Source organism: Vibrio coralliilyticus (genome assembly GCF_024449095.1).
Lineage (GTDB): Bacteria > Pseudomonadota > Gammaproteobacteria > Enterobacterales > Vibrionaceae > Vibrio > Vibrio coralliilyticus_A.
In genome coordinates this window covers 2,714,622-2,727,595 of record NZ_CP024627.1, presented here as the reverse complement: position 1 = coordinate 2,727,595, position 12,974 = coordinate 2,714,622, and the positions used below count along the sequence as shown (strand labels likewise).

The 12,974-nt window shown below is 45.2% G+C and carries 9 protein-coding genes; 8 read left to right on the top strand and 1 reads right to left on the bottom strand.

What is annotated here, in order from left to right; translation table 11 throughout:
- Positions 1-83: 83 nt before the first annotated feature.
- From CTT30_RS12785 to CTT30_RS12750, 8 genes are all read left to right on the top strand, one after another.
- Positions 84-2,336, top strand: coding sequence for a patatin-like phospholipase family protein (locus CTT30_RS12785; protein WP_252036644.1), 2,253 nt, complete (start codon positions 84-86; stop codon positions 2,334-2,336).
- 298 nt (positions 2,337-2,634) lie between these two features.
- The gene (acnB, locus tag CTT30_RS12780) at positions 2,635-5,223 is read left to right on the top strand and encodes a bifunctional aconitate hydratase 2/2-methylisocitrate dehydratase (protein ID WP_239865223.1); all 2,589 of its coding nucleotides are present in this window, start codon (positions 2,635-2,637) and stop codon (positions 5,221-5,223) included.
- Between the two features lie 105 nt (positions 5,224-5,328).
- Positions 5,329-5,700 carry a YacL family protein gene (locus CTT30_RS12775; protein ID WP_252035327.1) on the top strand — a complete coding sequence of 124 codons (372 nt, stop codon included), beginning with the start codon at positions 5,329-5,331 and terminating at the stop codon, positions 5,698-5,700.
- Positions 5,701-5,889: 189 nt separating this feature from the next.
- Positions 5,890-6,228, top strand: a complete 339-nt coding sequence (gene glnK / locus CTT30_RS12770) for a P-II family nitrogen regulator (RefSeq protein ID WP_004742633.1) — start codon at positions 5,890-5,892, stop codon at positions 6,226-6,228.
- A 26-nt stretch (positions 6,229-6,254) separates the two neighbouring features.
- Entirely contained in the window at positions 6,255-7,484 is a 1,230-nt protein-coding gene (gene amtB, locus CTT30_RS12765; protein ID WP_252035326.1) for an ammonium transporter AmtB, read from the top strand.
- A gap of 154 nt (positions 7,485-7,638) precedes the next feature.
- On the top strand, positions 7,639-8,652 hold the full coding sequence (locus tag CTT30_RS12760; protein WP_239865216.1) for a Fe(3+) ABC transporter substrate-binding protein: 1,014 nt from the start codon (positions 7,639-7,641) through the stop codon (positions 8,650-8,652).
- A 165-nt stretch (positions 8,653-8,817) separates the two neighbouring features.
- On the top strand, positions 8,818-10,443 hold the full coding sequence (locus tag CTT30_RS12755; protein ID WP_239865215.1) for an ABC transporter permease: 1,626 nt from the start codon (positions 8,818-8,820) through the stop codon (positions 10,441-10,443).
- A complete protein-coding gene (locus CTT30_RS12750; RefSeq protein ID WP_239875146.1) occupies positions 10,443-11,474 on the top strand; it encodes an ABC transporter ATP-binding protein in 1,032 nt (343 codons plus the stop codon). The genes CTT30_RS12755 and CTT30_RS12750 overlap by 1 nt, the downstream gene beginning before the upstream one ends.
- Before the next feature lie 45 nt (positions 11,475-11,519).
- Here CTT30_RS12750 and CTT30_RS12745 read toward each other — a convergent pair whose 3' ends face one another.
- Positions 11,520-12,932, bottom strand: a complete 1,413-nt coding sequence (locus tag CTT30_RS12745; protein WP_252035325.1) for a phosphoglucomutase/phosphomannomutase family protein — start codon at positions 12,930-12,932, stop codon at positions 11,520-11,522.
- Between the last annotated feature and the right edge of the window lie 42 nt (positions 12,933-12,974).

The window sequence follows — 12,974 nt, the reverse complement described above, 5'->3', positions numbered from 1 at the left end:
TTGCTCGATTCGGTGTATGAGAATGAGAAGGGAACTCTAGAGTGAGAAAACTAGCTTGGCTTCTAATCACGAATATAGTTGTGATGCCACAAGTCGCCTTTTCTGAGACGAAAAGAAAGCCAGAACCTGTAGAGCGCCCCAAAATTGCGGTGGTTCTGGCTGGTGGTGGGGCGAAAGGCGCTGCCCATATCGGTGTTTTGAAGGCGCTTGAAGAGTTGAGAATTCCCGTCGACTTTATTACCGGTACTAGTATGGGAGCCTATGTTGGCGGTTTGTACTCGACAGGTATGAGTGCCGATGAAATTGAAGTTCTGATTGAAACGGTGGATTGGAATAGTGGTTACCGCGACCGTGTGGACCGAAGTGAACGTCGCGTGCGTGATAAAGAGTATGAAGACAGATACCAGTTGACCACAGATTTGGGGCTGCGCTGGGGAGAAGTGCATGCTGCTCGTGGTATTGTTCAGGGGCAGGGCATGTTAAAAATCTTGCGTGAAACCTCTGGTAACCTCCCCCCATTTACCTCTTTCGATGATCTTGCCATTCCTTACCGTTCGGTGGCCACCGACATTATTGAACTGACACCTGTCGTTATCGATAGCGGATACTTGGTCGATGCCATGATGGCGAGTATGTCGGTGCCAGGGGCACTGCCTCCTTACGAGTTAAATGGTCAGCTATTGGTCGACGGTGGAGTGACGAATAATATGCCAGTCAACATTGCCCGTAAGCTGGGAGCAGATGTGGTGATTGCTGTTGATATTAGTACGGACTATAAAGGCGAAGATGATTTCACGACTCTATTCACTATAGCGGATCAGTTATCCAATTATTTGGTTCGAAGTACTACCAATCGTCAAGCTAAAGCTCTCACTGATCAAGACGTCCTCCTTCAACCGGAAGTTGGGGGGATGGAAACAACAGAGTTCAATAAAATGCCTGAGGCTTTCGAGAAGGGCTATCAGGTTGCCATTGAGAATGAAGCATTACTGAAACGCTACAGTGTTTCGTCATCTCAGTATCAGGATTACATTGATAAGAAAGAAGATGCGAGACGTCGGTTACGTTATGGCGATGAAATCCAAGTCGAGCGAATCATCATCCACAATCACACTCACTACAGTGATGATGTGCTTAAAAAGCATCTTAACTTAAAAGTTGGTCAACGATATCGCACCTCTGATGTAGAACAAAGTATCCAAGACCTTTATGCCTTAGACCGTTTTGAATTGATCACCTATCGCTATGAAAAGGTGGATGATCAAGAGGCGTTAGTGGTCAACGTTCGCGAAAAATCTTGGGGCCCTAATTATGTCAATTTCCGCTTTTTCCTCGAAGATGATTTTGATACTGACAGTCAATATTCTATCGGGGTGTCGACTAATTTTACTGACCTCAATGAATACGGTGCAGAATTTACCCTCAATTTGGAAATGGGCACGGACAAACTGATTGAAGGTCAGCTCTATAGTCCGTTGTTCTCTAGCTCAGATCTCTTTACGACGTTGGGAGTTACATTCAGTAATGAGAAGGTTAATGTACCTTTTGACGGAGTGGAAGAACCCTCACTGAAAGCGACTCAGGACTTTCTCCCAGTATCGTTTACTGAATGGGAGTCGGAGTTGGCGATTGGCTATCAAGATACTTTATGGCGCCGATTTAAAGTGGGAGTCAGGTATACGGATGGGTCAGGTGAGCTAGCTTCGGTCCCCTCATTGGGAGATGTCTCATTTAGGAGATTGGGAGCCTTTGCTAATTATCGTCTCGATACATTGGATAACTTCAGCTTGCCAAGTCGAGGGCTGTATCTCAACTTAGATTATTTAGTGTCCCATGATGAGAGTGTTGGTAGCTCCGGTAGTGTGTTTGACGGTCATGACGAAGACACGGCTTATGAGTACGGCGCTAAGATCATTTATGCTAACAGTTTTTCTCGACATACTTTGGTCGCAAATCTTGATGTGGGGGTTGTTGAGAGCAAAAACTCGTCATTGATTATTGACCCTAAGGAACTTGGCGGCTTTCTTAATTTGTCGGGTATCCCACGTAACAGTTTGATTGGTCAAAATAAAGCGTTTGGTAGTTTGGTATACCGTTATCGTTGGTTTGATAATGATTTCGGCTTGTTCTCATCACCATTCTATCTCGGTGCGTCTTTTGAGTATGGCGGAGTGTGGTCGGATCCAAGTATCAAGCTGGATGACGCCCCTTTATATGCGGCAGGTTCCGTATTTGCTGGGATTGATTCTCCCGTTGGGCCTATCATGCTTGGTTATGGTCGAACCGAGCAAAACTATGATTCAGTTTACCTGATCATAGGAACAAGTTTTAAATAGTTATGCAATGATTGATTTGGTCGATTATGTGTTCTCGTCACATGAGATTGACGAAATTAAGCGAAGAAAATCATAGAACTTTAGTCTTAAGTTGCTATGTTGGTCAAAATGATGAGATTTTAATTTATCGTTAAATTTGCTATTCTACCGCCCACAGTTTGGCCTCTTTGGCACTGTTTCTCACTCAAAATGAATGAAAAATATGGCAAAAAGGAGAGCCAAGTTTCCAAGGATGTTCACTTCGTTACGTTGAATAATAGTAATAATAACGAAGGAACCGCAATGAGAGGAAAAAGTCGTGCTTGAAGCCTACCGTAAACACGTCGAAGAGCGTGCTGCTGAAGGAGTTGTTCCTAAACCACTAGACGCTGAGCAAGTTGCTGGTCTTGTCGAACTTCTGAAAAATCCCCCTCAAGGTGAAGAAGATTTTATTCTTGACCTGTTAGAAAATCGTATCCCTCCTGGTGTTGATGAAGCTGCCTATGTTAAAGCAGGTTTTCTGACGGCAATTACCAAAGGTGAAGTGGAATCACCACTTGTTAGCCGTGAAAAAGCAGCTGAGCTGTTGGGTACGATGCAAGGTGGCTACAATATCGCGCCACTTGTTGACCTTCTTGATGATGACGCTTTGGCACCCATTGCAGTAAAAGCGCTATCTCACACGCTACTGATGTTCGATGCTTTCTATGACGTAGAAGAGAAAGCCAAAGCAGGTAACTCATACGCACAGCAAGTACTTCAGTCATGGGCTGATGCTGAGTGGTTTACCTCAAAAGAAAAAGTGGCTGAAAAAATCACAGTTAAAGTCTTTAAAGTGACCGGTGAAACCAACACCGATGACTTATCTCCAGCGCCTGATGCTTGGTCACGTCCAGATATTCCAGTGCATGCGAAAGCGATGCTTAAAATGGAGCGTGAAGGGATTAACCCAGATCAGCCGGGTAGTGTCGGTCCAATCAAACAAATTGAAGAACTGCAAAAAGATGGTATCCCTTTAGCGTATGTGGGTGATGTCGTCGGTACAGGCTCTTCACGTAAGTCAGCGACCAACTCAGTGCTATGGTTCATGGGAGAGGATATCCCTTACGTACCGAATAAACGCACTGGAGGCATTTGTCTAGGTGGTAAAATCGCGCCAATCTTCTACAACACAATGGAAGATTCCGGAGCTCTACCGATCGAGTTGAACGTTCAAGATATGCACATGGGAGATGTGATTGACATCTACCCATATGAAGGTGTTGTGCGTAAAGATGGTGCAGAAATTTCAAACTTTGAACTGAGCAAAGTGCTTCTTGATGAAGTACGTGCTGGTGGTCGTATTCCATTGATCATTGGTCGTGGTTTGACAAGCCGTGCTCGTACTTCTCTTGGTCTAGAAGAAACCGATTTGTTTGCCAAGCCTGTTGATCCAACGGCTTCAGACAAGGGCTACACACTTGCTCAGAAAATGGTTGGTAAAGCTTGTGGTGTTGAAGGCGTTCGTGCTGGTCAATATTGTGAGCCTAAGATGACGACAGTAGGTTCTCAGGATACAACGGGCCCTATGACGCGTGATGAGCTAAAAGACCTAGCATGTCTTGGCTTCTCTGCTGATCTTGTGATGCAGTCTTTCTGTCATACTTCTGCTTATCCAAAACCAGTCGACGTAAACACACACCATACGCTACCTGATTTCATCATGAACCGTGGTGGTGTCTCACTTCGCCCTGGTGACGGTATTATCCACTCTTGGTTAAACCGTATGCTATTGCCTGACACGGTCGGGACAGGCGGTGACTCTCATACTCGTTTCCCGTTGGGTATTTCGTTCCCGGCAGGTTCAGGTCTAGTCGCGTTCGCAGCGGCAACGGGTGTTATGCCATTGGATATGCCTGAATCTATTTTGGTGCGTTTTAAAGGTGAGATGCAACCAGGTATCACACTACGTGATTTGGTTCATGCAATCCCTTACTACGCGATTCAGCAAGGTCTATTGACGGTAGAAAAGGCCGGTAAAATCAATGAATTCTCAGGCCGTATCCTAGAGATTGAAGGCCTAGAAACTCTGACAGTGGAGCAAGCATTTGAATTGTCTGATGCTTCTGCTGAGCGTTCTGCGGCCGGTTGTACGGTTAAACTGTCGCAGGAGTCAATCGAAGAGTACCTAAACTCGAATATCACCATGCTGAAGTGGATGATTTCGGAAGGTTATGGCGACCGCCGTACGATCGAGCGTCGTATTTCAGCGATGGAAGAGTGGCTAGCGAATCCTGAATTGATGGAAGCGGATAAAGATGCTGAATACGCACATGTCATTGAAATCGACATGGCTGAAATCAGCGAACCAATCTTATGTGCACCAAACGACCCTGATGATGCTCGCCTTCTATCAGAAGTGCAGGGCACTAACATTGACGAAGTGTTCATTGGTTCTTGTATGACCAACATAGGCCACTTCCGTGCGGCAGGTAAGTTGCTAGAGCAATATGGTGGCCAATTAGATACTCGTTTATGGGTTGCTCCACCGACTAAGATGGATCGCGATCAGCTCACTGAAGAAGGTTACTACGGTATTTATGGTCGCGCCGGGGTGCGTATCGAAACCCCAGGCTGTTCATTGTGTATGGGTAACCAAGCTCGTGTCGCTGACAAAGCGACAGTAATGTCGACATCAACGCGTAACTTCCCGAACCGTTTAGGCACGGGAGCTAATGTTTTTCTAGCTTCCGCTGAACTTTCAGCAGTCGGTGCAATTCTAGGTAAGATTCCAACCAAAGAAGAGTACTTAGAGTATGCCAAGCAGATTGATGCGACAGCGGCTGATACCTATCGCTACTTGAACTTCCATAAGATGGATCAGTATACCAAGAAAGCGGATTCGGTGATTTTCCAAGAACCAGCTTAAGCTTTCTAAAAGCGAACGATAAAGCGTCTGCCTCGGCAGGCGCTTTTTTTGTGCTTTTCATACACACTCTATATACTCTGCGCTCGGTTTTTATGAGGCAGCACGATGGAATTTGAATTTATCCGAAATACATTGATGGGCGAGTACTATGTAAAGTCGAGTATGGGTCATGAAATTGTGGGTCGATGGCTGCAAGAAGAAATAGGTAAGGATTGGCAAAAAATAGCGCAGGTAGAGTCTTTGCTCACGTCTGTCCATCAATCTCCGCTCAAAGAACACGCTATGGTGGGCACTGAAATCTCTATCTTGATTCAAGGGGATGAAGTTACTGTGCAAGAAAATGTATTAGCACACGGCGATGTAATGGAAGAGGGCAGTGAACTTAATTTTTATAACAGTGAGAGCATCGCTTGCTGTGGGCTGGATGACTTCGAGCTCGTACTTGAACAATGGAAGGAATTCCTGACTACCAAATAGTTCTGCACTGAAATAGTGAAGAATTGAATATCTGCTTCATAATTGTGATAAGGGCGCACCATAACGGTGCGCCCTTTTGCGTTTTTCATCAAGAGAAAGTAATAAATTATTATTTATCAATAATTTAATAAATTGGCACGTACCTTGGATTAATAAAGCAAAAAGGATGACTGCTTCAGAGAGGATGCGATGAAACTAATTAATGCGATTATCAAACCATTCAAATTAGATGATGTTCGAGAGGCTTTGGCCGATGTGGGTATCGAAGGGATGACGGTATCAGAGGTAAAGGGTTTTGGACGTCAGAAAGGTCATACAGAGCTTTATCGTGGTGCAGAATATCAGGTGGACTTTTTGCCTAAAGTGAAGCTCGAAATCGCGACACAGGCAGAAAATGTCGACCGCGTGATTGAAGCGGTATCGAAGGCCGCACATACCGGAAAAATCGGTGACGGAAAAATCTTTGTCTATGACCTGAGTCAGGCAGTGCGAATCCGTACTGGTGAAATGGACGCTGAAGCACTTTAAGAATTCAAAGGACTGGAGACACAACAATGGAATTAACAACGACAGTAACGGAGTTACGTTACGCACTCGACACTTTTTTCTTCCTCATTTCAGGTGCGTTAGTCATGTGGATGGCAGCAGGGTTTGCCATGCTTGAAGCGGGTTTAGTTCGCTCCAAAAATACAACTGAGATTTTAACTAAGAACGTTTGTCTTTATGCGATTGCCTGTACCATGTACTTGGTAGTCGGCTACAACATTATGTATGTTGATAACGGTGAAGGGGGATGGCTCCCTTCATTTGGTGCACTCATTGGTACGCAAAGCGAAGGTGCGGACCATTCTTTAGAGTCTGACTTCTTCTTCCAAGTGGTGTTTGTTGCAACGGCTATGTCTGTTGTATCTGGCGCAGTCGCAGAGCGAATGAAGCTATGGTCATTCTTAATCTTCTCAGCAATTTTAACGGCATTTATCTACCCAATGGAAGGTTACTGGACTTGGGGTGGTGGTTTCTTATCAGAAGCAGGTTTCAGCGATTTCGCAGGTTCAGGTATTGTGCATATGGCAGGTGCTGCTGCTGCGCTAGCCGGTGTTCTACTTCTAGGTGCCCGTAAAGGTAAATACGGTAAGAATGGTGAAATCTATCCAATTCCAGGCTCGAACATGCCTCTAGCGACATTGGGTACCTTTATCCTTTGGTTTGGCTGGTTTGGTTTTAACGGTGGTTCTCAGTTGATGGTCTCTGACTTTGAGAATGCAACGGCAGTAGGTCAAATCTTCCTCAACACAAATGCAGCAGCAGCGGCTGGTGCGATTGCTGCCCTTCTTGTGTGTAAAACTACGTGGGGTAAAGCTGATCTCACAATGATTCTTAACGGTGCTTTAGCAGGTTTGGTTGCCATTACTGCCGATCCTCTGTCGCCATCACCAATCTATGCAGTAGCCATTGGTGCTGTATCAGGTGCTCTAGTCGTGTTTAGCATCATTGCTCTTGATAAGCTTAAGATTGATGATCCAGTGGGTGCGATCTCTGTTCACGGAGTGTGTGGCTTCTTCGGCTTGATGGTGGTGCCTCTAAGCAATGGTGATGCAACGTTTGGGGCTCAACTATTAGGTGCGGCGGTTATCTTTGCTTGGGTGTTCTTTGCTAGCCTTGTGGTTTGGGCGGTATTGAAGGCAACGATCGGAATCCGAGTATCTGAAGATGAAGAGTTAGAAGGGATGGATATGCACGACTGTGGGGTAGGTGCCTACCCAGAATTTGTGACTGTGAAGTAAGTCAGAATAAGACATAAACTGTTACAAATAAAATACTCAAAAACCTGCTCTAAGAGGCAGGTTTTTTTGTTTTGCATCATTGTTTTCTAAATCATCATGAATATAATAACGCAACTGATAAACGTTATCATTACGAAGTTAAAGGACTGAACCAATGAAAAAACTGCTAACTCTTTCGGCTCTAGCGTGTGCGACATTAGCACCGACAGCGATGGCTGCAGAAGAAGTGAACGTGTACTCTTACCGTCAACCTTTCCTAGTTGAGCCTATGTTCAACGAGTTCACTAAAGAAACAGGCATCAAAGTTAACGTTAAGTTCGCAAAGAAAGGTCTAGCAGAGAAGCTAGCTCAAGAGGGTGAATACAGCCCTGCTGATGTGATCCTGACTGTGGACATCAGCCGTCTTGCTGAGTTAACTAAGCAAGGATTGGTTCAGTCTGTAGAAAGCGACGTTCTTGAGAAGAATATCCCTGCTCAATACCAAGATACTGACAATGAGTGGTTTGCTCTAACTACTCGTACTCGTAGTGTTTACTCTTCACGTGACCGTGTTGGTAAGCTAGGTGATGATTTCACGTATGCTGATCTTGCTAAGCCTGAGTTCAAAGGCAAAATTTGTACTCGTAGTGGTAAGCACCCTTACAACGTTTCTCTAGTCTCTTCTATGATTGCTCATAAAGGCGAAGCGGAAACTAAAGAGTGGCTAGAAGGCGTTAAAGCTAACCTAGCGCGTAAGCCTCAAGGCAACGATCGTGCACAGGTGAAAGCGATCAAAGAAGGTCTATGTGACGTTTCTCTGGGCAACAGTTACTACCTAGGTAAGATGGTTAACGATAAAGAGCAAAAAGCATGGGCTGATGCGGTTTACATTAACTTCCCTAACCAGAACACAACTGGTACTCACGTAAACATCTCTGGTATGGCAATGGCTAAGTACTCTCCAAACAAAGAGAATGCGCTTAAGCTGATGGAATTCCTAGCGGGAGATACAGCACAAGGTATGTACGCTGAAGTTAACTACGAATACCCAGTAAAAGCCGATGTGAAACCTTCAGAGCTGGTTGCTTCTTGGGGTGAGTTTAAAGCGGATACGATTTCTCTGGATGAAATTGCTGAGCACCATGCCGCTGCAATCAAGCTGCTTGATGAAGTCAAGTTTGACCTGTAATCATTAACGCTTCATATCATTCTAGACGGCCTCAAGTCGCTCTTTTACAAGGGTCGCTTGAGGTTGTTTGTTTATAAGGGTATAACTGACCCTTAAGCGTATTAAAGGTATATGAGATGTATTAGCAAATGCATTCGAGTTATATATACCGATGATTATTAAGCAATGAAAGAAAATAATTATTTATGGAAAACCAGTAGTGGGACGCTAGCTCTGCTACTGGTTTTGCCGATCTTAGCGATATTCTTTACCGCGATTGGCGAAACAGATGAGCTGTTCTCTCATCTGATGTCAACCGTGATGCCAACCTATACATTCAATACCGTGGTATTAGCGTTGGGGACGATGGCTCTGTCCCTCGTATTTGGTATTCCTTCCGCGTGGATCATGGCGATGTGTCGCTTGCCCAGTGAACGTATTTTACAATGGGCGTTGGTGTTACCTTTAGCCATGCCAGCTTATATTGTGGGTTATATCTTTACCGATTGGCTCGACTTTGCTGGGCCTGTGCAAATCTTACTTCGTGACCTCACTGGTTGGGGGCCGGGAGATTATTGGTTTCCTGATATAAGAACACTGACGGGGGCGATTATTGTGCTCGCTCTGGTTCTGTATCCATATGTTTATTTACTTTGCCGCGCGGCTTTTATGGAGCAAAACGTTTCCTTGCTGCAATCAGCACGCCTGCTGAAATGCTCGCCATGGGAAAGCTTTCGTCGTATTTCACTGCCGTTGGCTCGTCCTTCAATGGCGGTTGGCTTATCGCTAGTGGCCATGGAAACCATTGGTGACTTTGGAACGGTGAGTTACTTTGCCGTTAACACTCTAACAACTGCGGTTTACGATACTTGGCTTGGGTATTCTAGCTTGACAGCGGCAGCGAAAATTTCTGCCATCATGTTGGTGTTTGTCATCTTATTGCTCAGCACAGAGCGTTACAGTCGCCGTAAACAAAAACTGTTTCAGAATCAGTTTAGTAGCAGAGAAGATTTTCGTTACGAGCTAAGCGGCTGGAAAAAATGGCTAGCACTCACTTGGTGTTGGGGTATCGTCGCCATTGCCTTTCTTCTGCCTCTGTTACAACTGTCTATCTATGCCTATAAGTATTTTGCTCAGAGCTGGACACCTGAATTTCGCGAGTACGCATTAAACAGCCTTTATGTTTCTTTAAGTGCAGCTTTTATTGGTGTGGTGGTCGCGCTTATTGTTAATTTTTATAGTCGCTTGTCTAACAACCGCCAGAGCGTGGCATTTATGCGTTTATCATCAATGGGGTATGCCGTGCCGGGTACTGTACTGGCCATTGGTGTTATGGTTTCTGTGTTATTGATGGATCACTTCGTCAATGATATTGCCAAATATATGCAGTGGGGCCGGCCAGGGCTGATATTTTCTGGCTCTATGTTTGCTCTTATTTTTGCTTTAGTGGTTCGATTCTCTGCGGTAGCGATCGGCAGTATTGAAAGTAGCTTGAATAAAGTGTCTCCATCGTTGGATATGGCTTCTCGTACTATGGGGTGTAACTCCAATCAAATGCTATGGCGTGTGCATTTTCCATTAATTCGTCGCGGTGCTTTGATTGCTGGGCTCCTTGTGTTTATTGAGTCGATGAAAGAGCTGAATGCTGCGCTACTCTTAAGGCCTTTTAACTTCGAAACATTAGCTACTTACGTTTACAATTTTGCCTCTGATGAGCAGCTGGAATTAGCGGCGTTACCTGCTGTCCTGCTGGTTTTAGTTGGCTTGATCCCCCTTGTTATGGTTAACCGTTCACTGGAGCATACACACTGATGAGCTGTGCATTATCGATCAATAACTTAACTTGTAAGTACGATGAGCAGACGACTGTACTTGAATCCTTATCGTTGAATGTAGAGCATGGGGAAATTGTGTGCCTTTTAGGGGCAAGTGGCTGTGGTAAAACGACTTTGCTTAAAGCCATTGCTGGCTTATTACCACTCAGCTCGGGTTCCATGAGTTTGAATTGTCTGACCATTGATGATGGTGAGAATTGGTTGCCTCCAGAACAACGCAATATCGGTATGATCTTTCAGGATTATGCCTTGTTTCCTCACCTGACGGTTGAGGACAACGTGGCGTTTGGTCTTAAAGCGCTGACTAGCGAAGAGAGAAAAGCTAAAGTGGCGGAGATGCTGGAGCTGGTGCACTTGACTGGCTATGGCGAACGTTACCCGCATCAGTTATCTGGGGGGCAACAACAGCGTGTCGCGATAGCTCGTTCGTTGGCTTATAAGCCTGATTTACTTTTGCTGGATGAGCCCTTTTCCAATATTGATACTCAGGTTCGTCATGAGTTAATTAGGGAAATACGTAAAATCTTTAAGAAGCAAGGTGTTACTGCAATTTTCGTCACACACAGCAGAGAAGAGGCGTTTGCTTTCGCCGATAAGATGGCGGTTATGAACCATGGTGTAATTGAACAATATGGTACTGCGAGTGAATTGTATTACCAACCGTCAAGTAAATTTGTAGCCGACTTCTTAGGCGGCGGTAGCTATCTTATGGCCAAGCGTGTTTCGGAGTCTGAATTTGAGACCGACCTTGGGCTAGTGGAAGCAAAAGCGCAGCAGGAAATTCAGTTACAAGCGGAATGTGAGCTATTGTTGCGTCCACAGCATGTTCAAATCAGTGCCACAGAAGAAAGCAGTGTGACCGTTTTAGAGCAACAGTTCATGGGCGACCATTGTCGTTATGTGATTGATGCTAGCGGGAGTCGATTACTGGCTAGTTCGGCGGAACCTTTGTCGATAGGGCAGCCTGTCTCGGTCAAAGTAGAGACGCAAGGCGTTCTGGCCTTTTAACGAAAACCACCCAGCAAGATGCTGGGTGGTTTTCGTTTATAACAATTAAAGTTGCAAAAACGCTTTAAACTGCTCGACGATACTTTCGGCGGTCTCTTTGTCTTCCATTTCAGAAAAAATACGCAGTAAAGGCTCAGTGCCAGAGAAGCGAGCAATCACCCAACCACCATTTTTGAAGTAAACCTTAGCCCCATCATCATAGCTGACTCTCTCTATTTCAAACTTAAACTTCGGCAATTGCTTCTCGACGTAAACCTTGTTGTGTAGGTGCAGCTTTTGACCACTTTTGAAGCTGCAATCACCTTCGGCTGTATAGGCATAACCGTATTTAGCGTAGATTTCGTCTAAGAGCTCTGACAGTTTTTTGCCTGTGACTGAAATCATCTCAACCAGCAGACTGGAGGCGAAGACACCGTCTTTACCTTTAATGTGACCACGAATGGTTAGGCCGCCAGAGCTTTCTCCACCGATCAGTGAGTCATCGGCTTCCATTTGTGAGCTAATGTGTTTGAAGCCAACGGGGACTTCAAAGCTCTTCTCACCATGGTCTGCGGCTATTTTGTCGAGGATATGAGTGGTCGCAATGTTACGTACAACAGAACCTTTCCAACCTTTGTACTCCAGCAGGTAGTAGTAGAGCAAAATAAGCACTTCATTTGGATGAATGAAGTTGCCTTTTTCATCAATGATACCTAAGCGATCAGCGTCTCCGTCCGTACCAATACCAATGTCGTAACCTTCAGCGGCGACAAGGTGCTTGAGACGATACAGAGTCGCAGCATTCGGTGAAGGCATTAATCCGCCGAAATCAGGGTTCTTGCCGTCATTGATAACATCAACGTCACAGCGGCCATTGATCAGTACAGTTTGCAATGCGTTTTTCGCCACACCAAACATAGGATCTATCAACACGCGTAAATTGGCTTTTTTGATCGCTTCTATGTCGATAAAGTCGATGATTGAATCAACAAACTCGTTCATGGGATTGATCAATTGAATCAGTTTATCTTCAACTGCTTGATCAAACTCGACGGAGGTTACATGCGCTAGGCTTAAGTTTGCGATCTGCGATTCGATCTTTTCTGTGATGATTTCATCAGCGTCACGCCCCCCTTCAATAAACACTTTGACACCATTGTAGTCGGCTGGGTTGTGAGAAGCGGTGATACATGCGGAATAAGCGCAGTTCATCTCTTTCGCTTTGAACATCACGATTGGGGTTGGAACAAACTTGTCGATAAAGCTGACGGTGATGCCATTGGCTGCGAGAACTTGCGCGAACCAGCGCCCGGCTTTGTCTGAAAGGAATCGGCGATCGTAGCCAATCACAAAACCGCGCTCGGCAACTTGTTCACGGTTAATGATGTTCGCCACGGCTTGAGCAACTAAGCGCACGTTGTCTTTAGTGAATTCTTCACCGATAAAAGCACGCCAGCCGCCAGTACCAAACTTGATCATATCTATAATCCTTTATTTATCGCGAAGAGCCTCTGTGAGAGG